Source organism: Massilia niabensis (genome assembly GCF_042655085.1).
Lineage (GTDB): Bacteria > Pseudomonadota > Gammaproteobacteria > Burkholderiales > Burkholderiaceae_D > Telluria > Telluria niabensis.
Map to the genome: position 1 here is coordinate 1,414,042 of NZ_JBHSMU010000015.1, position 21,973 is coordinate 1,436,014.

The 21,973-nt window shown below is 63.3% G+C and carries 24 protein-coding genes; 22 read left to right on the forward strand and 2 right to left on the reverse strand.

Going from position 1 to position 21,973, the window contains the following annotated elements; genetic code table 11:
• Positions 1-35: 35 nt before the first annotated feature.
• Together ACFPN5_RS20755 and ACFPN5_RS20760 are read right to left on the reverse strand one after the other, a co-directional pair.
• Complete coding sequence (locus ACFPN5_RS20755; RefSeq protein ID WP_379785694.1) at positions 36-782, reverse strand: SAM-dependent methyltransferase; 747 nt, start codon at positions 780-782, stop codon at positions 36-38.
• 11 nt (positions 783-793) lie between these two features.
• Positions 794-1,417, reverse strand: coding sequence for a Maf-like protein (locus tag ACFPN5_RS20760; protein ID WP_379785695.1), 624 nt, complete (start codon positions 1,415-1,417; stop codon positions 794-796).
• A 251-nt stretch (positions 1,418-1,668) separates the two neighbouring features.
• Here ACFPN5_RS20760 and ACFPN5_RS20765 point away from each other — a divergent pair, with 251 nt between their 5' ends.
• The 22 genes from ACFPN5_RS20765 (at position 1,669) to uvrC (ending at position 21,908) form a co-directional block, all read left to right on the forward strand.
• Positions 1,669-2,166 (forward strand): YceD family protein, encoded by a 498-nt coding sequence (locus tag ACFPN5_RS20765; RefSeq protein WP_379785696.1) that lies wholly within the window; start codon positions 1,669-1,671, stop codon positions 2,164-2,166.
• Between the two features lie 166 nt (positions 2,167-2,332).
• Positions 2,333-2,515 (forward strand): 50S ribosomal protein L32, encoded by a 183-nt coding sequence (rpmF, locus tag ACFPN5_RS20770; RefSeq protein ID WP_028104096.1) that lies wholly within the window; start codon positions 2,333-2,335, stop codon positions 2,513-2,515.
• Between the two features lie 186 nt (positions 2,516-2,701).
• Positions 2,702-3,727, forward strand: coding sequence for a phosphate acyltransferase PlsX (plsX, locus tag ACFPN5_RS20775; protein ID WP_379785697.1), 1,026 nt, complete (start codon positions 2,702-2,704; stop codon positions 3,725-3,727).
• Positions 3,728-3,766: 39 nt separating this feature from the next.
• Positions 3,767-4,750, forward strand: a complete 984-nt coding sequence (locus ACFPN5_RS20780; protein WP_379785698.1) for a beta-ketoacyl-ACP synthase III — start codon at positions 3,767-3,769, stop codon at positions 4,748-4,750.
• 42 nt (positions 4,751-4,792) lie between these two features.
• Positions 4,793-5,731 (forward strand): ACP S-malonyltransferase, encoded by a 939-nt coding sequence (gene fabD / locus ACFPN5_RS20785; protein WP_379785699.1) that lies wholly within the window; start codon positions 4,793-4,795, stop codon positions 5,729-5,731.
• Between the two features lie 45 nt (positions 5,732-5,776).
• Positions 5,777-6,514 (forward strand): 3-oxoacyl-ACP reductase FabG, encoded by a 738-nt coding sequence (gene fabG, locus ACFPN5_RS20790; protein ID WP_379785700.1) that lies wholly within the window; start codon positions 5,777-5,779, stop codon positions 6,512-6,514.
• A gap of 192 nt (positions 6,515-6,706) precedes the next feature.
• Positions 6,707-6,946 (forward strand): acyl carrier protein, encoded by a 240-nt coding sequence (acpP, locus tag ACFPN5_RS20795; protein ID WP_020653257.1) that lies wholly within the window; start codon positions 6,707-6,709, stop codon positions 6,944-6,946.
• Between the two features lie 26 nt (positions 6,947-6,972).
• Complete coding sequence (fabF, locus tag ACFPN5_RS20800; protein ID WP_379785701.1) at positions 6,973-8,220, forward strand: beta-ketoacyl-ACP synthase II; 1,248 nt, start codon at positions 6,973-6,975, stop codon at positions 8,218-8,220.
• 136 nt (positions 8,221-8,356) lie between these two features.
• On the forward strand, positions 8,357-8,845 hold the full coding sequence (locus ACFPN5_RS20805) for a protein YgfX (RefSeq protein WP_379785702.1): 489 nt from the start codon (positions 8,357-8,359) through the stop codon (positions 8,843-8,845).
• Between the two features lie 133 nt (positions 8,846-8,978).
• The gene (gene rpoE / locus ACFPN5_RS20810; protein WP_379785703.1) at positions 8,979-9,581 is read left to right on the forward strand and encodes an RNA polymerase sigma factor RpoE; all 603 of its coding nucleotides are present in this window, start codon (positions 8,979-8,981) and stop codon (positions 9,579-9,581) included.
• The gene (locus ACFPN5_RS20815) at positions 9,553-9,987 is read left to right on the forward strand and encodes a sigma-E factor negative regulatory protein (protein WP_379785704.1); all 435 of its coding nucleotides are present in this window, start codon (positions 9,553-9,555) and stop codon (positions 9,985-9,987) included. Before rpoE ends, ACFPN5_RS20815 begins: the two co-directional genes overlap by 29 nt.
• 333 nt (positions 9,988-10,320) lie before the next feature.
• Complete coding sequence (locus ACFPN5_RS20820) at positions 10,321-11,769, forward strand: DegQ family serine endoprotease (RefSeq protein ID WP_379785705.1); 1,449 nt, start codon at positions 10,321-10,323, stop codon at positions 11,767-11,769.
• Complete coding sequence (locus ACFPN5_RS20825) at positions 11,766-12,029, forward strand: glutaredoxin family protein (RefSeq protein ID WP_379785706.1); 264 nt, start codon at positions 11,766-11,768, stop codon at positions 12,027-12,029. Before ACFPN5_RS20820 ends, ACFPN5_RS20825 begins: the two co-directional genes overlap by 4 nt.
• A gap of 429 nt (positions 12,030-12,458) precedes the next feature.
• Positions 12,459-14,252 carry a translation elongation factor 4 gene (lepA, locus tag ACFPN5_RS20830; RefSeq protein ID WP_379785707.1) on the forward strand — a complete coding sequence of 598 codons (1,794 nt, stop codon included), beginning with the start codon at positions 12,459-12,461 and terminating at the stop codon, positions 14,250-14,252.
• The gene (gene lepB / locus ACFPN5_RS20835; protein ID WP_379785753.1) at positions 14,249-15,163 is read left to right on the forward strand and encodes a signal peptidase I; all 915 of its coding nucleotides are present in this window, start codon (positions 14,249-14,251) and stop codon (positions 15,161-15,163) included. The genes lepA and lepB overlap by 4 nt, the downstream gene beginning before the upstream one ends.
• 42 nt (positions 15,164-15,205) lie before the next feature.
• The gene (locus ACFPN5_RS20840; protein WP_379785708.1) at positions 15,206-15,610 is read left to right on the forward strand and encodes a DUF4845 domain-containing protein; all 405 of its coding nucleotides are present in this window, start codon (positions 15,206-15,208) and stop codon (positions 15,608-15,610) included.
• A 145-nt stretch (positions 15,611-15,755) separates the two neighbouring features.
• Complete coding sequence (gene rnc / locus ACFPN5_RS20845; protein WP_379785754.1) at positions 15,756-16,562, forward strand: ribonuclease III; 807 nt, start codon at positions 15,756-15,758, stop codon at positions 16,560-16,562.
• Between the two features lie 67 nt (positions 16,563-16,629).
• Entirely contained in the window at positions 16,630-17,577 is a 948-nt protein-coding gene (gene era / locus ACFPN5_RS20850; protein WP_379785755.1) for a GTPase Era, read from the forward strand.
• 23 nt (positions 17,578-17,600) lie between these two features.
• Entirely contained in the window at positions 17,601-18,494 is an 894-nt protein-coding gene (gene recO / locus ACFPN5_RS20855; protein WP_379785709.1) for a DNA repair protein RecO, read from the forward strand.
• A gap of 13 nt (positions 18,495-18,507) precedes the next feature.
• Positions 18,508-19,278, forward strand: coding sequence for a pyridoxine 5'-phosphate synthase (locus ACFPN5_RS20860; RefSeq protein ID WP_379785710.1), 771 nt, complete (start codon positions 18,508-18,510; stop codon positions 19,276-19,278).
• The gene (acpS, locus tag ACFPN5_RS20865; protein ID WP_379785711.1) at positions 19,275-19,667 is read left to right on the forward strand and encodes a holo-ACP synthase; all 393 of its coding nucleotides are present in this window, start codon (positions 19,275-19,277) and stop codon (positions 19,665-19,667) included. The genes ACFPN5_RS20860 and acpS overlap by 4 nt, the downstream gene beginning before the upstream one ends.
• A 141-nt stretch (positions 19,668-19,808) precedes the next feature.
• Positions 19,809-21,908 (forward strand): excinuclease ABC subunit UvrC, encoded by a 2,100-nt coding sequence (gene uvrC, locus ACFPN5_RS20870; protein WP_379785712.1) that lies wholly within the window; start codon positions 19,809-19,811, stop codon positions 21,906-21,908.
• Positions 21,909-21,973: the final 65 nt, after the last annotated feature.

Sequence of the window (21,973 nt, forward strand, 5' to 3'; positions counted from 1 at the left end):
TTCAGCCCGGGGTGCTGAATTACGAGCCGCCCACCCTACGCCAGGAACAAAAACACCGTCGGTTTCTTGTGAAAGTCCGGCGCCTTCCCCGCCGCCAGTTGCGCCTTCCACTTCGCCGCCGTGAGCGTGCGTACCGATTCGCTGGGCAGCGACAGGTCGGTAGCCACGCACACGAGCGTGCCCGGCTGGCAGCTCGCCACCAGGGCCTCGAGCATCTGCCCGTTGCGATACGGCGTCTCGATCAGCAATTGCGTCTGCTTCTCGCTCCTCGACCGTGCTTCCAGTTCGCGGATGCGCTTGGTGCGCGCCGCTGCATCGGTCGGCAGGTAGCCGTTGAAGGCAAAGCTCTGGCCGTTCAGGCCGCTCGACATGACGGCTAGCAGCAGCGAGGAGGGCCCGACCAGCGGGCGCACCGTGATCCCATGCGCGTGCGCCAGGCGTACCAGGTCGGCGCCCGGATCGGCCACGGCCGGCACGCCGGCCTCCGAGACCAGCCCGGCATCCTCACCGGCCAGGAGCGGCTCGAGCAATTGCGCCAGCGCCGAGGCCGGCGTATTCACATTCAGTTCCGCAATGCGGATGTCCTGCAGCGGTTGAATGAGCGGATGGTCGATCGCGACGAGTTTCAGGAAGGCGCGCGCGGTTTTCGCGTTTTCCGCGACGAAGTAGCCGAGCTGCGAAGTAATCGCCTGCACCTGGCCGGGCAGGACATGGGACAGGGCGCCGGGAACGGCGTCGGTGGGGCCGAGGGTATTCGGGATCAGGTAGAGGGTGCCGGGCATTGTTTGATGAGTTAAGGGTTCTGGGTGCCGAAGAACGGCACGCCCGCGCGGCGCAGCATGCCGGTCAGGGCGATCAGGGGCAGGCCGGTGAGGGCGGTGGGGTCGTTTGATTCGATGCGCTCGAGCAGGGCGATGCCGAGGCCTTCGTTCTTGGCGCTGCCGGCGCAGTCATAGGGCTGCTCGATGCGCAGGTAGGCGTCGAGTTCGGCATCCGGCAAGTCGCGAAAGCGCACGAAGACCTGCACATTCTCGACCTGGGCCGCGGTGGCGGGGTCAATGATGCGGCCGTCCCAGAGGCACAGCGCCGTATGGAACACGACTTCGCGGCCACGCATCGTTTGCAATTGCAGCAGGGCGCGCGCATGGTCGCCGGGCTTGCCGATCTGTGCGCCGTCGAGCGTGGCGACCTGGTCGGAGCCGATCACGAGCGCCCCGGGATGTTGCAGGGCGATCGCGCTGGCCTTGGCGCGCGCCAGGCGCAGCGCCGTGGCCTCGGGTGCTTCGCCGGGTTCCGGCGTTTCGTCGATGTGCGGCGCAATCGCCTCGAACGGGAGCTGCAGGCGCCCCAGCAGTTCGCGGCGGTAGCTGGAGCTCGAAGCGAGGATCAGGCGCGGCTGGGTGGAACTTGGTATCATGTCGGGCGGTCTGAGGGATAAAACGCGAATATATAAGCAAAACAGATAGATGGCGTATCCCGGCAAGCAAAGCTGATGGTCGAGCTAACAGCGGAGCCAACAGTGGAGCCAAGCGCAAAGCTGCCTGCTGGCAACACGATTCGCGAGCCTGCAACGGCTGTGCCGCTGCGGGCCAAAAAAACGCGCCAAGCCTTTGACTGCGCGGGGATAAGCCTGTTATTATCGCAGGTTTTCCGGGGACGTTTTCTGCAATGAGCGCTTTTGTCATCGACGCCTTTGAATTCTGCCGCACGGGTGGCTATCGCGAAGGGGTGACCCCGGTCACGGAAATGGCCCGCCTGGCCGCCGATTGCGCCAATAACAGTGGCGAAATTTCCTGGTCGATCCAGGGCGGCAGCACCCCGCAGGGCTATCCGACCATGACCCTGTCGGTGGCCGGCCCGGTCCAGCTGGTATGCCAGCGTTGCCTGGCCCCGTTCGACTACCATATCGATTCGTCGACCCAGCTGGTGCTGGGGCGCGACGACGAGGAAGCTGACAGCTTCGAGGAAGTCCTCGACGACGACAGCATTGACGTGATCGTCGGCAGCCACGCTGCCGATATCCGCGAGCTGCTCGAGGATGAGGCACTGCTGGCCCTGCCGCAGGCGCCGAAACACCAGGCTTGTCCCGACACCACGTTGTTGGAGACGCTGAAGTCTGAAAAGGTCTCGCCATTCGCCGGCTTGAAGAACCTGAAATCCGAATAAGCAATTCGTAGTAAGCAGTTGTAGTCAAACGCGTGCACAGTCGAGTATGTCAGGGCAGCGTTTCAAACATGTCGGCAATTGTGAGATTGCCGGTTGGATACTCGATGTGCATGTTTTTGCAAATCGATTGTGTTAGAATTTTCGAACTTTAGTATTAGGAGTCATCATGGCAGTTCAGCAGAATAAGAAGTCCCCATCGAAGCGCGGTATGCACCGTTCGCACGATTTCCTGGTTGCCCCAAACCTGGCAGTCGAGCCAACCACCGGTGAAACCCACCTGCGTCACCACATCAGCCCGAACGGCTTCTACCGTGGTCGCAAAGTCCTGAAGACCAAGAACGACGAGTAATCACCGTCTTGTTTTTCGTACCATGAAAGCGGTGCAACGTATGTTGAGTGCGTGGCGCCGCTTTTTTTTGCCTCCGGTTGCACCTTCGTGTGAAGCCATCACGGCTGCCGTTTTGGCGCCGGCATCGCGCCCCGGGCGCATGCATCCAGCCGCCCGCTTCATGCGAGCCGCGGTAATACCCCACAGATGACAATTAAAATATCCATCGACTGCATGGGCGGAGACCACGGTCCTTCCGTCACGATTCCCGCAGCGCTCTCGTTCCTGAAGCAGCAACCCGAGGCCGAACTGATCCTGGTCGGCCTGGAAGACGTGTTGCGCGCGGAACTGAAAAAACACCATGCCGCCAGCAATGCGCGCCTGTCGATCCGCCACGCCTCCGAAGTGGTGGCGATGGACGACCCGGTCGAAGTCGCATTGCGCCGTAAAAAAGATTCCTCGATGCGTGTCGCCGTCGAACTGGTCAAGGACGGCAGCGCCAACGCCTGCGTCTCGGCCGGCAATACCGGCGCGCTGATGGCGGTGTCGCGCTACGTCCTGAAGACGATGGCGGGCGTCGACCGTCCGGCGATCTGCTCGATCCTGCCGAACCAGAAGAACGGGCCGACCTACATGCTCGACCTGGGCGCAAACGTCGACTGCGAGCCGCACCACCTGCACCAGTTCGCGATCATGGGCTCGGTCCTGTTTTCGGCGATGGAAGGCGTTGCCAGGCCGACCATTGGCCTGCTCAACGTCGGCACCGAAGAAATCAAGGGCAACGAGGTGGTGAAGGCCACCGCACTCCTGCTGCGCGCCGATCACGAGCGCGGCGCCCTGAATTTCTATGGCAACGTCGAAGGCAACGACATCTTCAAGGGCACGGCGAACGTCGTCGTCTGCGATGGCTTCGTCGGGAATGTGACCCTGAAGGCCATCGAGGGCCTGTCGCGCTTCATGAAGTCGGTGTTCAAGCAAAGCTGGCTGTCGATGCTGGGCGCGCTGATCGCCCGTGGCGCACTCAAAAAGCTGAACCCGGAACGCTACAATGGCGCCGGCCTGCTGGGTCTGAAAGGCTTGGTATTCAAGAGCCACGGCGGCGCGAATGCCTACGCTTTCGAGTGGGCACTGAAGCGCGCTTTTGACGCAGCAAAATATAATGTACAAGAGCAACTATCAGCTATGATTGCTGATTTGATGCCAGACACCCCGGGCGCCCAGCGTCAGGGTTGATATTCGACGGAAAAACGACGCAAGATGGGTGGAGACGCAATGACTGTCTACAGCAAAATCATCGGCACCGGCAGCTACCTGCCGGCACGCAGGGTTACCAACGACGATCTGACTGCCGAGCTGGCCGAACGGGGCATCGAAACCTCGGATGAATGGATTAGTTCGCGCAGTGGCATTTCTGCGCGCCACTACGCCGCAGCCGACCAGAACTCGTCCGACCTCGCCGTGCTGGCAGGCCAGCGCGCGCTCGAGATGGCCGGCAAGACGCCGCAAGACATCGACATGGTGATCGTGGCCAGCTCGACCCCGGACTTCCAGGGCAGCTTCCCCAGCACCGCCTGCATTGTCCAGCGCAAGCTCGGCATGACGAACCACAGCGCGGCCTTCGACGTGCAGGCCGTCTGCAGCGGCTTCGTCTATGCGGTCGCCACCGCCGATGCCTTCATCAAGGCCGGCATGCACCGCACGGTGCTGGTGATCGGCGCCGAAGTGTTCTCGCGCATCCTCAATTTCGACGACCGCACCACCTGCGTGCTGTTCGGCGACGGCGCCGGCGCGGTGGTGATGACGGCCTCGAGCGAGCCGGGCATCCTCGCGGCCAAGCTGCACGCTGACGGCACCCACGCCGACATCCTCTCGATTCCCCCGAACCCGGCCGGCAGCGCGGCCAGCGGCGGCTTCCTGCACATGGATGGCCAGGCCGTGTTCAAGCTGGCGGTCACGGTACTCGAGGAAGTTGCCACCGAAGTGCTGGACGAGGCGCAGATGCAGGCGGGCGACGTCGACTGGCTGATTCCCCACCAGGCCAACATCCGCATCATGAAGAGCACGGCCAAGAAGCTGGGCCTGCCGATCGAGCGCATGGTCGTGACCGTGGATGAGCACGGCAACACCTCGGCGGCCTCGATCCCGCTGGCGCTCGACCTTGCCGTGCGCGACGGTCGGGTCAAACCGGGCGACAATGTGCTGATGGAAGGCGTGGGTGGCGGCTTCACCTGGGGCGCCGTCCTGGCACGCATGTAAGCAAGTAATAAATAAGCATTAAATGAGAAGGACAACAACAAGATGAGCAAATTCGCATTCCTGTTCACCGGCCAGGGCGCGCAAGCGGTCGGCATGCTGAACGGCTTCGCCGGCAACCCGGTGGTCGCACAGACCGTCGCGGAAGCGTCCGACGCGCTGGGCCTGGACATCGGCCGCCTGATCGCCGAGGGCCCGAAGGAAGAACTCGACCTCACCACCAACACACAGCCGGTGATGCTGACCGCGGCCGTGGCCGTGTACCGCGCCTGGATCGCCGCCGGCGGCCCGGCGCCTTCCATCGTCGCCGGCCACAGCCTCGGTGAATATTCGGCGCTGGTCGCCGCCGGCGTCATCGATTTCAAGGACGCGGTGCCGCTGGTGCGCTTCCGCGCCCAGTCGATGCAGGAAGCGGTGCCGGTCGGGCAGGGCGGCATGGCCGTCGTGCTGGGGCTGTCCGCCGACGACGTGCGCGCGGTCTGCGCAGAAGCGGCACAAGGAGAGGTCGTGGAAGCGGTGAACTTCAACGAGCCGACCCAGATCGTCATCGCCGGCCACGTCGCCGCGATCGACCGCGCCTGCGAGCTCGCCAAGGCGAAGGGCGCCAAGCGCGCCATGAAGCTGGCGGTGTCGGCGCCGTTCCACTCGTCGCTCCTGAAGCCGGCGTCGGACCGCCTGCGCGACTACATGGCGAAGCTGAGCTTCCATGCGCCGCAGATCGACCTGATCAACAATGTCGATGTCGCCATCGTGAACGATCCGGAAGCGATCAAGGACGCCCTGGTACGCCAGGCGGCCGGCGCCGTGCGCTGGGTCGAGACGATGCAGAAAATGGCGGCCGAGGGTGTGACCCAGGTGATCGAATGCGCTCCGAGCAAGACCCTGATCGGCATGGCCAAGCGCATCGACCCGGTGCTGGTCGGCGAAGCGCTGGTGGACCAGGCCTCGCTGGAGCGCGTGCTGGCGACCGTCCGCGCTGCATAAGCGGCGCTTTGCACCCAATTTGTTTTAGAAAAGAACAGGAATCACATGAATCTGGATAAGCAAGTCGCCCTCGTTACCGGCGCGTCGCGCGGCATCGGCAAGGCCATCGCGCTGGAACTGGCGCGCCAGGGCGCCAAAGTCGTCGGCACCGCCACCAGCGAAGCCGGCGCCGAGGCAATCACCGCCTACCTGGGCGAATTCGGCGGCAAAGGCGTCGTGCTCGACGTGACCGACGCGGCGCGCTGCACGGTCGTCATCGACGAGGTCCAGAAGACCGTCGGCACCCTCTCGATCCTGGTCAACAATGCCGGCATCACCCAGGACAACCTGGCCATGCGCATGAAGGACGAGGAGTGGGACAGCGTGATCGCGACCAACCTGACGGCAGTCGGCCGCCTGTCGCGCCTCGTCCTGCGCGGCATGATGAAGGCCAGGCATGGCCGCATCATCAACATCACGTCGGTGGTGGGCTCCTCGGGCAACCCGGGCCAGATGAACTATGCCGCCGCCAAGGCGGGCGTGGCCGGCATGACGCGCGCCCTGGCGCGTGAAATCGGCAGCCGCAACATCACGGTGAACTGCGTGGCGCCGGGCTTCATCGACACCGACATGACCCGTGGCCTGGGCGAAGGCCAGCACGAAGCCCTGCTTACGCAGATTCCGCTGGGCCGCCTCGGCCAGCCCGAAGACATTGCCCACGCGGTGGCCTTCCTGGCCGGCCCGACCGCCGGCTACGTCACCGGCACGACCCTGCACGTGAACGGCGGCATGTACATGAATTAAGGCTGAGCCGGTGCCGGACAGTTCGACATGGGGCGCACGCTTGAGTTTGACCCGTTTTGAATGTCGGCAGATTCTCATCTTTTAGCAGGAGTTTCGGCCGAATTAGCGTCAGACGCCGAAAATAGTTTTTCAGCGCGCAAACCTGATAAAATGCGCGCACTTTCCGCAACACATACCTAATGGAGCTATAACATGTCGGATATCGAACAACGCGTTAAAAAAATCGTCGCTGAGCAACTGGGTGTTGCAGAAGCCGACATCAAAATCGAGTCCTCGTTCGTTGACGACCTCGGCGCAGATTCCCTGGATACCGTCGAGCTGGTGATGGCCCTGGAAGACGAGTTCGAAATGGAAATCCCTGACGAGCAGGCTGAAAAGATCACCACCGTCAAGCAAGCAATCGACTACGCGACCGCGCACGTCAAGGCCTAAGCTGTTTTAGTTTTCGGGAGATTCGCTTGAGCCGTTCACGCAACCGCCGCGTTGTCATTACCGGCCTGGGCTGCATTTCACCTATCGGCAACAATATTGTCGATGCGTGGAACGCGGCGCTGGCCGGCAAGTCGGGCATTGCCAACATCACCAAGTTCGATGCAACGCCGTTTTCGACCCGTTTTGCGGGCGAAGTCAAAGGCTTCAATATCGAGGATTACATCCCCGCCAAGGAAGCCCGCAACATGGATACCTTCATCCATTTCGGCATGGCAGCGGGCATCGAGGCGCTGCAGGATTCGGGCCTCGAAATCACTGAAGAAAACGCCGACCGCATCGGCGTGATTGTCGGCTCGGGCATCGGCGGCTTGCCGCGGATCGAAGAGCAGAAGGACGAGTACGACAAGCGCGGCCCGCGCCGCATTTCGCCGTTCTTCGTGCCGGCTTCGATCATCAACATGATCTCGGGCGATCTTTCGATCAAATACGGCCTGCGCGGCCCGAACCTGGCCATCGTCACGGCCTGCACCACCGGTCTGCACTGCATCGGCGCGGCTGGCCGCCTGATCGAGTATGGCGATGCCGACGTGATGATCGCCGGCGGCGCCGAGTCGACCATTTCGCCGCTGGGCCTGGGCGGCTTCGCCTCGGCACGCGCGCTGTCGTCGCGCAACGAAGATCCGGCCACGGCCTCGCGTCCCTGGGACCGCGACCGCGACGGCTTCGTGCTGGGCGAGGGCGCCGGTGTCATGGTGCTGGAAGAGTACGAGCACGCGAAGGCGCGCGGCGCGAAGATCTACGCCGAGCTGCTGGGCTTCGGCATGAGCGCGGATGCGAACCACATCACGGCGCCAATGGAAGACGGCAGTGGCGCGAGCCGCTGCATGGTCTCGGCCATGAGCAATGCCGGCATCAACCCGGACCAGGTGCATTACGTCAATGCACACGGTACGTCGACGCCGCTGGGCGACCTCGCGGAAGTGCAGGGCATCAAACGCACCTTCGGCGACCATGCGCACAAGCTGGTGGTCAACTCGACCAAGTCGATGACCGGCCACCTGCTCGGCGGCGCCGGCGGTATCGAGTCGGTGTTCACGGTGCTGGCGATCCACAACCAGGTCTCGCCGCCGACGATCAACATCTTCAACCAAGATCCGGCCTGCGATCTGGATTTCGTGGCGAACACCGCCCGCGACATGCAGATCGACTACGCCGTGAAAAATTCCTTCGGTTTCGGCGGTACCAACGGTACCCTCGTCTTCGCCAAGGTCTAGTACCCAGAGCGTGTAAAAAGTCATTTTTTCACACGCTCAATCTGAACCTGCCGCGCCCGGTCCTGTCTAACGGACTGGGCGCCTGACCCTGCCGCATCCCGCGCGTGGCAGGCGTTCCACTTCTCCATTTCTCCATATGTCACTTGCCGTGTCCGCGCTCGTCGCGCCGTCACGCAGTTTGCGCACAATGCTTGCGCTGTTCGCGCTCGCCAACATCGGTGCTGCCGTTGCTGTTGCTGTTGTATTGCCGGAACGATTCGCCGGCGCGCAGCTCTGCGCCGTTTTTTTCCTCCTCGCAGGACTGATTTCCTTGCATGGATGCGTTAGCGCGACAAAGACGCACCAGATTGATGTATCTGGAACCGGCGCCATCCGCCTGACGGTACAACAGGAGATGGGAGCCGATACCTTGGCCTCAAGCGGAATCGTCGTCATGCTGCTGCCTGAAACGCTGGTCTGGTCGCAACTTCTGCTGCTGCATCTTGGCGATGCGCACGGAAAGAGAACGGTGGTGCCGGTGCTGCGCGACAGCCTGGCGCGGCCGGAATACCGGGCACTGCGGGTAGCGCTTGGTGGCTTGTGTGGACGCGGTTCACCAGCGGCAACGACGAACGAAATACTTTGAACTTATTGCAGCAGGCCAACTCTTAAGCTAGAGGGGCTTCGAGAACCGCAGCGCGCAACGACCAACGATCTGGCGCGCAACAGGTTGATCGAGGCTCATCGGAGAGCCCGCTGTAGTTAACGGGACACCGTCAGTGACGACAGAACGCGAGGGTGATCAACTGCTGGTCGAACGCGTCCAGGCCGGTGACCGGCAGGCGTTTGATTTGTTGGTGGCGAAGTATCAGCGCAGGCTGATGCGGTTGGTGTCGCGCCTCGTGCATGACCCCGCCGAAGCCGAAGATGTGGTTCAGGAAACCTTTATTAAGGCATTCCGTGCTCTGCGGCACTTCCGCGGCGAGTCGGCGTTTTATACTTGGCTATATCGAATCGGAATTAACACGGCAAAGAATTTTCTCGTCACCCAAGGCAGGCGTGCGCCGACCTCGACCGAGGCCGATACGGAACGCGCTGAAGGGTTTGACGATGCGGATAGCTTGCGCGACATTAACACACCCGAATCGGTGTTGGCGAGCAAGCAAATCGCGTACACGGTCAATGCTGCAATGGAAGCGCTACCGCTGGAATTGCGGACGGCGATTGTCCTGCGCGAAATTGAGGGTTTGAGCTACGAGGAAATCTCCGAAGTGATGGCTTGTCCAATTGGCACAGTGCGCAGCAGGATTTTCCGGGCGCGCGAGGTCATTGCCGAGAAATTAAAGCCTTTGCTTGACTTTCCGGCTGACAAACGTCGGTAGTAGCGATGATCGCAAGGCGAAAACCTTGTTTTTTCAGGTTTTCGGAAACCTGGGTATTTTTGGTAATTTGGATCACGCAGCTACTGTCATGGAACCACTGATGGACACGAACAAGAAAAACCGCGAGCGTATTTCCGCCCTGTGCGACGACGCTCTACCTAAAGACGACCACGAGCTCGCCAGCGCCGCGCTTCGTACGGACGAGGGGAGGGCAGCGTGGGAAGTGTATCACCTGATCGGTGACATGCTGCGCACGGGAGAGTCCGCTGACCTGTCGCCGGGCTTCTCGAGCCGCTTGGCGGCGCGCCTCGACGCCGAGCCACTGCACCCGCGCCGCGCCACCAGTTCAGAAGCAGAGCACGCCTCCAAGCCGGCCGTGCTCGCCGCTTCCTCCCCATCTTCCTGAGGCGCTGCGGCGCACTCATCGCTCGCGTACGCGGGCGGCCCTGGCCTCGGACCGGTCGGCGCAAGCCATCGGGCAGGTTTCCATCAGAACCTGCTGGTCCTGGCTTTTGCTGCCGATGACAGGCACATGCAGGCGCCCGGCGCATGCAACCGCGTCTGGCCCTTGGGACCCTTGCCGCCGTCGACGGCTGCGGTGTCCATGCTTTCCTCCCCACATCCCTGCACTCCACCGCGCCACAAGTCGATGCGACAAGTCGATGCGACAAGTCGATGCGACAAGCCGGCTGTTTTTGGCTTACCATAACGTCAATTCCCGTCCTCATTCCTGACTCCCATGACAAGCAAAACCCGTAGCGTAGTCCTCTCGGCCCTGCTGTTGACGTGTGCCGGTTTGTCCATCCCTGGCGCGGCGATTGGCGCTGCACCGGTTCCCACGCCAGTGGTGACCGGGCTGCCGGACTTTTCCGACCTGATCGAGAAGGCGGGGCCGGCGGTCGTCAACATCCGCACGACCGAACGGGTGCGCATGGGGCAGGGCGGGCCGGGCGAAGAAGAAATGCAGGAATTCCTGCGCCGCTTCTTCGGGCAGCCGATCCCGCGCCGGCGCTCGCCTCAGCAGCCGCAGGGAGAGCAGGAAGTGCAGCGCGGTGTCGGTTCCGGCTTCATCATTTCCGACGATGGCTATGTGCTGACCAATGCCCACGTGGTCGAGGGCGCCGACGAAGTCACGGTCACGCTCACCGACCGCCGCGAGTTCAAGGCCAAGGTGCTTGGGGCCGACCGCCGCTCGGACGTCGCCCTGCTCAAGGTCAGCGCCGCCAGCCTGCCTTACCTGCGCACGGGCGACTCGAGCAAGATCCGGGTTGGCGAGTGGGTCATCGCGATCGGCTCGCCCTTCAACCTCGATAACACCGTTACCGCCGGCATCATCTCGGCCAAGTCGCGCGATACCGGCGAATACCTGCCGCTGATCCAGAGCGACGTCGCCGTCAATCCGGGCAATTCGGGCGGTCCCCTGATCAACATGCGCGGCGAAGTCATCGGCATCAACTCGCAGATCGCCACCCTGTCCGGCGCGTATAACGGCATTTCCTTCGCCGTGCCGATCGACGAAGTGATGCGCGTCGCCGACCAGCTCAAGAAAACCGGCACCGTCACGCGCGGGCGCCTCGGCGTGCAGATCAGCGAAGTCACGCGCGACGTCGCCGAATCGCTGGGCCTGGGCAAGGCGCGCGGCGCCGAAGTCTCGATGGTCGAGCCGGGCGGCCCGGCGGAAAAGGGCGGCATCAAGGTCGGCGACATCATCCTGAAATTCAACGGCCAGCCGATCGAAACCACGCGCGACCTGCCGCGCCTGGTGGGCGCATCGAAAGTCGGCACGCGCGCCACGGTGACCGTGTGGCGCCGCGGCGCCCAGCTCGATGTGCCGGTCACGATCGTCGCCCTCGAGGACGAGAAGACCGCCGCGGCCAAGCCGCAGCAAACCAAGCCTGCCCCGGGCGCTGCCCCGAACGTGCTCGGCCTGAATGTGTCGAACCTGACGCCCGAACAGCGGCGCACCTTGCGTATCGACGGCGGCGTGGCGGTCGAGGCGTCCGAGGGCAGGGCGGCCACGGCGGGCATCCGGCCGGGCGACCTGATCCTGCAAATGAACAACGTCGAGATCAAGGACGTGGCCCAGTTCAACACGCTGGCAGCCAGGCTCGACCCGAAGAAGAGCGTGGCGGTGCTGGTGCGGCGTGACAACGTCACCCAGTACCTCGTCATCAAGCCCGTCAAGTGAGGCGGTTCACGCTCTACTCGCGCAGCTATTGCCACCTGTGCGAGGACATGCTGGCGGCCTTGCAGGCGCTGGCAGAGCCGGGGCAGCCTTTCGAGGTCGACGTGATCGACGTCGATGCCGACCCGGCGCTGGTCGAGCGCTTCGACGAGCTGGTGCCTGTGCTGTACGGCCGGCTCGACGAGCCGGAACTGTGCCATTATTTTCTCGATGAGGCGGCGGTGCGGGCGTACATCGATCGTCATTCCGCGCAGACGGCGTAGCACGTAGGGTGGACGGGTCCCCCCGTCCACGCGTTCAACCGCACTGTGCATGCCACGGAAGGGACATCTGCCGGCATCACAGGTACCAGCTCGTTTGCGTCTGCCCATCCCCTAACGATCACCGCGTGGACGGCAAAGCCGTCCACCCTACGTCCCTTCGGCACGCACTAGCGGCTACCCGGCCTCCATTCAGCCTATTTCCCTCACAAACCGGGCTTTCTACCCTGAAATCCGGTAAAATGCAGGGTTGGAAAAAGCCTCTGTCGCTGTCCCGGAGGCTTCTCACGTTGAACTCAGTTGAAATAAGGCGCTCGCCTGGGGTAGGACACGCCCCCCACGGAGCGCTTTTTTCGTATTGCGCCGGCAGTTTGCGGCGCCGGCCGGCCACCCGCCTGCGGCCTCGCCCCTTTTTGGTTTTGAGCTTTGTTAATGAACAACATACGTAACTTCTCCATCATCGCCCACATCGACCACGGTAAATCGACCCTGGCGGACCGCATCATCCAGCTGTGCGGCGGCCTGTCGGACCGCGAAATGGACGCGCAGGTGCTCGACTCGATGGACCTGGAGCGCGAGCGCGGCATTACCATCAAGGCGCAGACCGCTGCCCTGCAATACAAGGCGCGCGACGGCCAGGTGTACAACCTGAACCTGATCGACACCCCGGGCCACGTCGACTTCAGCTATGAAGTCTCGCGCTCGCTGTCGGCCTGCGAAGGCGCGCTGCTGGTCGTCGATGCCTCCCAGGGCGTCGAGGCGCAGACGGTGGCCAACTGCTACACCGCGCTCGACCTGGGCGTGGAAGTGGTGCCGGTCCTGAACAAGATCGACCTGCCGCACGCCGACCCCGACAATGCCAAGAAGGAAATCGAAGACGTCATCGGCATCGACGCCTCGGAAGCGGTCATGTGCTCGGCCAAGTCCGGCCTCGGCGTGGAAGACGTGCTGGAAGACCTGATCAAGCGCGTGCCGCCGCCGAAGGGCGACGTCGATGCACCGCTGCAGGCGCTGATCGTCGACTCCTGGTACGACCCGTATGTCGGCGTCGTCATGCTGGTGCGCGTGGTCAACGGCACGCTGCGCCCGAAGGACAAGATTCTCCTGATGGCGACCGAGTCGGTGAACCTGGTCGAGAACATCGGCGTCTTCACGCCGCGCTCGGTCTCGCTGCCGACCCTGTCCGCCGGCCAGGTGGGCTTCATCATCGCCGGCATCAAGGAACTGACCGCCGCGAAAGTGGGCGACACGGTGACCCTGGCGAACCGTCCGGCGCCGGCGCCGCTGCCGGGATTCAAGGAAGTCCAGCCGCAGGTGTTCGCCGGCCTGTTCCCGGTCGAAGCGAACCAGTACGACGCCCTGCGCGACTCGCTGGAAAAGCTGAAACTCAACGACGCCGCCCTGATGTACGAGCCGGAAGTGTCGCAGGCGCTGGGCTTCGGCTTCCGCTGCGGCTTCCTGGGCCTGCTGCACATGGAAATCGTGCAGGAACGCCTCGAGCGCGAGTTCGACATGGACCTGATCACCACCGCGCCGACCGTGGTGTACGAGGTCGAGATGCGCGACGGTTCCATCATCCGCGTCGACAACCCGTCGAAGATGCCGGAGCCGTCGAAAATCAACGAGGTGCGCGAGCCGATCGTCGACGTCAACCTGTACATGCCGCAGGAATATGTCGGCTCGGTGATGACGCTGTGTAACGGCAAGCGTGGCGTCCAGATGGACATGGCCTACCACGGCCGCCAGGTCAAGCTGCATTACGAGATCCCGATGGCGGAAATCGTGCTCGACTTCTTCGACCGCCTGAAGTCGACCTCGCGCGGCTACGCCTCGATGGACTACGAGTTCAAGGAATACCGCTCGGCCGACGTGGTCAAGGTCGACATGCTGATCAATAGCGAAAAGGTCGACGCGCTGGCGATCATCGTGCACCGCGCCAACGCGCCGTATCGCGGGCGCCAGGTGGCGGCCAAGATGCGTGAACTGATCCCGCGCCAGATGTTCGACGTGGCGATCCAGGCCGCGATCGGCGCGACCATCATCTCGCGCGAAAACGTCAAGGCGCTGCGCAAGAACGTGCTGGCGAAGTGCTATGGCGGCGACATCAGCCGTAAGAAGAAACTGCTTGAGAAACAAAAAGCCGGTAAAAAACGGATGAAGCAGGTGGGCTCGGTGGAGATTCCACAGGAAGCCTTCCTCGCCATCCTCCAAGTGGAAGACAAATAAACATGCAACCAATCCTGGCGAATTTTGCGCTTATTTTGCTCGTGCTCATGGTGATCACGGGCGCGATCTGGTTCTGGGACGTTTTTGTCCTGTCCAAGCAGCGCCGCGCCGCGGCCAACGCCGCACTGGCGGAGTACGATGCACGCACGGCCAAGCTCACCAGCGATGGCATCAAGGTCGAGACCAACAAGCGCGCCGCGATCGAAGCGGCGCACCTGCGCCAGCCGACCTGGGTCGAGTATTCGGGCAGTTTCTTCCCGGTGATCGCGATCGTGTTCTTCCTGCGCTCCTTCCTGTGGGAGCCGTTCAAGATCCCGTCGAGCTCGATGGTGCCGACCCTGCAGATCGGCGACCTGATCCTCGTGAACAAGTACACCTACGGTATTCGCCTGCCGATCATCAACAAGAAGATCATCGAGCTGAACAATCCGGAGCGGGGCGACGTCATGGTCTTCAAGTATCCGAAGGACATGAGCCAGGACTACATCAAGCGCGTCATTGGTGTACCGGGCGACAAGATCACCTACGAAAACAAACGCCTGACGGTGAACGGCACGCCGGTCGAGTACACGCCGCTCGACGACTACCTGGACGACGAAAAGCCGGTCTACCACAAGCACTTCATCGAAAAGCTGCCGGGCAGCCAGCATCGCATCCTCAATTCCGAACCGGCGCGCTCGTTCAACCTCGATGCCGTTGAGAACTTCCCGCAACGCGCAGCCTGCGACTATTCGTACGATAAATTTACCTGTATCGTACCGGAAGGCAATTACTTCATGATGGGTGACAACCGCGACAACAGTGCGGACAGCCGTTACTGGGGTTTTGTTCCCGACAAAAATATCGTCGGCAAAGCGTTCCTGGTGTGGATGAACTTCGGCGATCCGAAGCGCATCGGCAGCATCCAGTAATGTCGATGCCGGCGTTGCTGAGGAGGCAAGATGGGAGTGAATATGCGTGAGCGTAAGGAAGTGTGCCTGGACCGGCAGCGGGGCATCTCGCTGACCGGGCTGGTGCTGGTGTTGATGGTGTTGGGCCTGTTCGCGGTGCTCGTCATCAAGATCCTGCCATCCTTCCTCGAATACCGTTCGGTGCGCGACGGCATCGTCCGCGCCAAGGCGGCGGGCGGTTCGCCTGCCGAGATGCAGCAGGCCTTCGACAAGTTTGCAGAGATCAACAACGTCGATGTCGTGCGCGGACGCGACCTGGTCATCAGCCGCGATGGCGCCAGCCCGGAAATCAGCTTCGCCTACGAAAAGCGCATTCCGCTGCTCGACAATGCCACCCTTGTCATCGATTACGATGGCACCACCGACGCAAGCGGCGTCGCCGCGGCAAAACCTGCCAGCGCCGACTGACCGGACCCGGACGTCAACGCCGTGCAGCCAGCCTGGCTGCACGGCGCTTGGGCGCTCTGTGTGACGGCTCCGTCATTGCGCGCCACCCTGCGCCCCGCCGGCCCTGCGCCGCCGACTGCGGCGTTCGTACTAGAATGAACCCATGATGAATCTTCAGTTATTGCAAACGCGCTTAGGTTATACGTTCCGGAGTGCTGCCCTGTTGCAGCAGGCCCTGACGCACCGCAGCCACAGCGCCCTGCATAACGAGCGCCTCGAATTCCTCGGCGATTCGATCCTCAACTGCGTGGTCGCCTCGATCCTGTACGAGCGCTTCACCCACCTCGACGAGGGCGACCTGTCGCGCCTGCGCGCCAACCTCGTCAAGCAGCAGTCGCTGTTCGAGATCGCCCAGAAGCTGGAACTGTCGCAGTTCCTGCGCCTGGGGGAGGGCGAGCTGAAGTCCGGGGGCTTTCGCCGCCCGTCGATCCTCGCCGACACGCTCGAAGCCCTGCTCGGGGCAATTTTCCTCGATGCCGGCTTCGAGGCCGCGCGCGACACCATCCGCGCCTTCTACATTCCACTGCTCGACACGGTCGATCCGCGCACGCTCGGCAAGGATGCCAAGACGCTGCTGCAGGAATTCCTGCAAAGCCGCCGCATCGCGCTGCCGACCTATAACGTGATCGCCACCCACGGTGCCGCCCACAACCAGGAATTCGAGATCGAATGCCTGGTCCCGAAGCTCAATATCCAGGTCTTCGGCCGCGGCGGCAGCCGCCGCGCCGGCGAGCAGGCCGCGGCCCGCCTCGCGCTCGAGACGGCCGAACAGGCGCTGCGCAAGACACCGGCCGCCGGGCGCAAGGCCAAGCCGCGCGCCGCCCAGCTCAAGCTGGCCGGCATTGCCACCATCCAGGGCGACGAGACGGCCGAAGCCGCCCCTCCTGCTGCTGCCCCCACCAAACGAGCATGAAGACGTTATGAATACCGAAAACAATCCCGCTGAGAACAATCACACTGACAATGACGACGCGGCAGATATGCCAGGCGTCGACGTCAACGCCTTCTTCGCTGACCGGACCGACGCCAGCGGCGGCACCTCGGTCGAAGGTTTTCGCTGCGGCTATATCGCCATCGTCGGACGCCCGAACGTCGGCAAGTCGACGCTGATGAACCAGCTGATCGGCGCCAAGGTGTCGATCACCTCGCGCAAGGCGCAAACCACGCGCCACCGCATCACCGGCATCCAGACGGTCGAGGACGCCCAGTTCATCTACGTCGACACGCCGGGCTTCCAGACCCGTCATTCGAACGCACTGAACAAAACGCTGAACAAGACGGTCTCGAACACGCTGACGGCCTCCGACGTTGTCCTCTTCGTGATCGAGGCCGGCACCTTCGGGCCGGCCGACCAGCAAGTGCTCGACCTGCTGCCGAAAAACGTGCCGGTAATCCTGGTCATCAACAAGTCGGACCACATGAAGGACAAGGCGACGCTGATGCCGTTCGCCCAGAAAGTCGCCGCTTTGCGCGACTTCACGGCCATCGTGCCGGTCTCGGCCAAGTTGCGCTTCCAAATCGATGCGCTCGAGCGCGAGATCCGCAACCACCTGCCGGAAAACCCGCCGGTGTTCGGCGCGGACGACATCACCGACCGCAGCGAGAAATTCCTGGCCGCCGAAATCGTGCGCGAAAAGGTGTTCCGCCTGCTGGGCGACGAACTGCCCTACACCAGCACGGTGATCATCGAGCAGTTCCTCCAGGAAGGCAATTTGCGCCGCATCTTTGCCGCCATCCTGGTCGAGCGCGACACCCACAAATCGATGATCATCGGTAACAAGGGCGCCCGCCTGAAGGAAATCTCGACCCAGTCGCGCCTCGACATGGAAAAGCTGTTCGGCGGCCCCGTGTACCTGGAGATCTGGGTCAAGGTCAAGTCGGGCTGGGCGGATAACGAAGCAGGCCTGCGCGCCTACGGCTACGAGTAAGCGCCGCAGGACGACCCGTACGCATGACGAGCCCCGACGCCGACAGCGACAACAAGGACGTACAGGCGAACCCGCCCGTATCCGGCGTGCCTGCAGCCGGCGTGCCCGCAGCCGGCGTACCGTCATCGGCTGCGCCCCCTGTACGTCCGCAACCCGTGCCGGACGGGCCGCCGGCGCCGGCGCGCCGTGTGCGCGGGCCGGTGAGCCAGGTCCGCATCAACGGCCAGCCTTCGTTCGTGCTGCACAGCTATCCCTACAAGGAAACGAGCCTGATCGTCGACCTGTTCACCCGCGACCATGGCCGCATCGCGGTCGTGGCCAAGGGGGCGAAGCGGCCGCTGTCGAAACTGCGCGGCGTGCTGCAGACCTTCCAGCCGCTGTCGGTGTCCTGGAGCGGCAAGTCCGAACTGCGCACGCTGATCGACGCCGAATGGGTCGGCGGCATGCTGCCGCTCGAGCGCACCGCGCTCCTGTGCGGCTTCTACCTGAACGAGCTGCTGGTCAAGCTGCTCGCGCGCGACGACGCGCACCGCGCCCTGTTCGACCATTACGTCTCCACGCTCAACGAGCTGGCGCACGGCGAACCGGCACAAATCGCCTTGCGAAAATTCGAACGGGCCTTACTTAAGGAAACAGGCGTCGCCGCAGATCTCAGCCGCTCGACGACGACGCGCGAAGTGGTGCAAGAGGTCAGCAACTATGTCGTCGATCCCGAGCGCGGCGCGCGCGAAGCGCGGGTATCCGATGTCTGGCCGGTGGTGTCCGGGAAAACCCTGCTCGACATGGAGCGCGAGGATTATGGCGACCCGGCCACCCAAAGCCAGAGCAAGCAGCTGATGCGTTTCCTGCTGGCGCACCACCTGGGCGGCACGCCGCTCAACACCCGGCAGATTTTGATCGATTTGATGCAGTTATAACACCTTCATAACCATGAGCTTCCTGCAACCCGCCGGCCCGGTCATCGACCTGGGCGTCAACATCGACCACATCGCCACCGTGCGTAACGCGCGCGGCACCGTCTATCCGGACCCGCTGCGCGCGGCCCTGCTCGCCGAGCAGGCCGGCGCCGACCTCATCACGCTGCACCTGCGCGAAGACCGGCGCCACATCCGCGATGCCGATGTGCTCGCGATGCGCCCGCAACTGGCCACGCGCATGAACCTGGAAGCGGCCGTCACCCAGGAAATGATCGATTTCGCCTGCCAGGTGCGCCCGCAGGACGTGTGCCTGGTGCCCGAGCGGCGCGAGGAAGTCACGACCGAAGGCGGGCTGGACGTGATCCGTTATTTCCACGAGGTCGAAACGGCGGTCAAGCAATTGAAAGGCGAGGGCATCCGTGTGTCGCTGTTCATCGACGCCGACGAAGCGCAGATCGAAGCGGCTGCCCGGACCGGCGCCACCGTGATCGAACTGCATACCGGCCGTTATGCCGAGGCCGAAGGGTCCGAGGCGCTGCACGAGCTCGAGCGCATCAAGGTGGGCGTGGCCGCCGGCAAGCGCCACGGCCTGGTGGTCAACGCGGGCCATGGCCTGCATTACACCAACGTGCAGCCGGTGGCGGCAATCCAGGACATCGCCGAACTCAACATTGGCCACGCGATCGTCGCGCACGCCCTGTTCGCGGGCTGGGAAAATGCCGTGCGCGAGATGAAGGCGATCATGGTGGCCGCGCGCCTGGGCGTGTCGCTGGGCTCAAAATGATCTACGGTATCGGCACCGACATCGTCCAGATCTCGCGCGTCGAGGCGGCGCTGGCGCGCAACGAGCGCTTTGCCGAAAAAATCCTCGGCCCCGACGAACTGGAAAAATTCCGCGCCCGGCGCGCGCGCAGCGAAGTGCGCGGCCTGCGTTTCCTCGCCACGCGTTTTTCGGCCAAGGAAGCGTTCTCCAAGGCGATCGGCATGGGGATGCGCATGCCCATGACCTGGCGCTCGGCGCAGATGCTCAACGCCCCGAGCGGCAAGCCGGTCATCGTGTGCAGCGGGGCGCTGGAAGAATTCATGCGGCAGAACAAATTGACCGCCCAGGTGACGATCAGCGACGAGGCCGACTATGGCGTCGCCTTCGTCATCGTGACTCAGAGCGCCTAACAAAACCTCCATGGCGGCGTTGCATCGTCTCGCCGTACTATCGTACTGTCTTCGACGATGTCGCTCCGCCCTTGGGCCTTGCCCTGAAGGTTTTGTTAGACGCTCCCAATAATCAGCAAACATCAAGCAAGCGATAAGCCAGTGACCAAGGAAGTGCATTCCCCCGACCTGCCGGAGAACCCGGCGCCCGGCACCACCGCCGCCCATGAGGTGGCGGAAGCGCCCGCAGCCTACGTGGCCGCGGGCGGCGCTGCCATGCCCGCGCCGCATCCCGTCGAGGGCAAGCCCTCCCGGCGCAAGCCGGCGGAGGCTGCCGCGCCGCGCGCGCGTCCCGATGCCTGGCAGGCCGTGAAGGAAGAGCTGACGGCAACCTTGAAGGGCGATGCAGCCGACCCCGTGCCCCCCGGTCCCTCGGCGAGGGAGCGGGTCCTGGACACGGTCGCCAAGCTGCCCGACCTGCCCGGCGTCTACCGCTATTTCGACGCCAACCAGAATGTGCTGTACGTCGGCAAGGCGCGCAACCTGAAGAAACGGGTATCGAGTTATTTCCAGAAGAATCTGTCGAGCCCGCGCATTGCGATGATGGTCGGCCAGATTGCGCATCTCGAGACTTCGGTCACGCACAGCGAGGCCGAAGCCCTGATCCTGGAAAACAACCTGATCAAGGCACTCAAGCCGCGCTACAACATCCTGTTCCGCGACGACAAGTCCTACCCCTACCTGAAGATCACGGGCGGCGACTTCCCGCGCATGGCGTATTACCGGGGCGCGCTGGACAAGAAGAACCAGTATTTCGGTCCTTTCCCAAGTGCCTGGGCGGTGAAGGAATCGATGCAGATCCTGCAAAAGGTGTTCAACCTGCGCACCTGCGAGGACAGCGTGTTTGCCAACCGCACGCGGCCCTGCCTGCTGCACCAGATCGGCCGCTGCAGCGGGCCTTGCGTCAACCTGATCGCCAAGGATGAGTACAAGGTCGACGTCGAGAACGCGGCGAAGTTCCTGCGCGGGCGACAGACCGAGGTGCTGGAAGACCTCGAGCACAAGATGCACGGCTTTGCCGAAAAGCTGATGTTCGAGCAGGCGGCGGGCGTGCGTAATCAGATCCAGTCGCTGTCGCGGGTACTGCACCAGCAGAGCATGGAAACGACCGGAGATGCCGACGTCGACGTCATCGCCGTGGTGGTGCAGGGCGGGCGTGCCTGCGTCAACCTGGCCATGGTGCGCGGCGGGCGCCACCTGGGCGACCGGGCCTATTTCCCAACCCAGGTTGCCGAGGCAATTGCGGAGGCCTCGATCGAATGCGAAGTGCTGGCTGCCTTCATGGTCCAGCATTACACGGACAAGTTTATTCCCGGCACCCTGATCCTGAATATCGAATTCGACCAGCCCGAGCTGATGGTGGCGCTGGCCGAGCAGTGCGGGCACCGGATCAACCTGATTTTCCAGCCGCAGGGCCAGCGCCGCCAGTGGCTTGAGCTCGCTCAAAAGGGCGCCGAGATCTCGCTGGCGCGGCTGTTGTCTGAACAAGGGTCGCAGCAGTCGCGCACGCGCGCGCTGGCCGAGGCCCTGTCGCTCGATTCAGCCGACCTGGAAACCCTGCGCATCGAATGCTTCGACATCAGTCACACGGCAGGCGAGGCAACCCAGGCATCGTGCGTGGTGTTCCACCACCACGCAATGCAGAATGCGGAATACCGGCGCTACAACATCAACGACATCACGCCCGGCGACGATTACGCGGCCATGCGCCAGGTGCTGATGCGCCGCTATGAGAAGGTCGCGAGCGGCGACGGCGTCATGCCCGATGTCGTGCTGGTAGACGGCGGCAAAGGCCAGGTCGAGATGGCGCGCCAGGTGCTGTCGGAACTCGGCCTCGACATCAGCCTGATCGTCGGCGTGGCGAAGGGGGAAGGGCGCCGGGTCGGCCTGGAGACGCTGATCTTCGCCGACGGCCGCGCCGCGCAGGAACTCGGCAAGGAATCGGCTGCCCTGATGCTGGTCGCCCTGATCCGCGACGAAGCGCACCGGTTTGCCATTACCGGCATGCGCGCCAAGCGCGCCAAGGCACGCCAGGCCTCGCGCCTCGAGGAAATCGAGGGCATCGGCGCCAAGCGCCGCCAGCGCCTGCTTGCCCGCTTCGGCGGCCTGCGCGGCGTGGTCGACGCCAGCGTCGAAGACCTGTGCCAGGTCGAGGGCATCTCGACCGCGCTGGCGGAAGAGATTTACCGGCAGTTGCACTAGGGGCTGCCCGCAAAGCACGCAGGGTGTGCGCGGCGACCCGATTCTGCATGCTCAGCACATCCGTC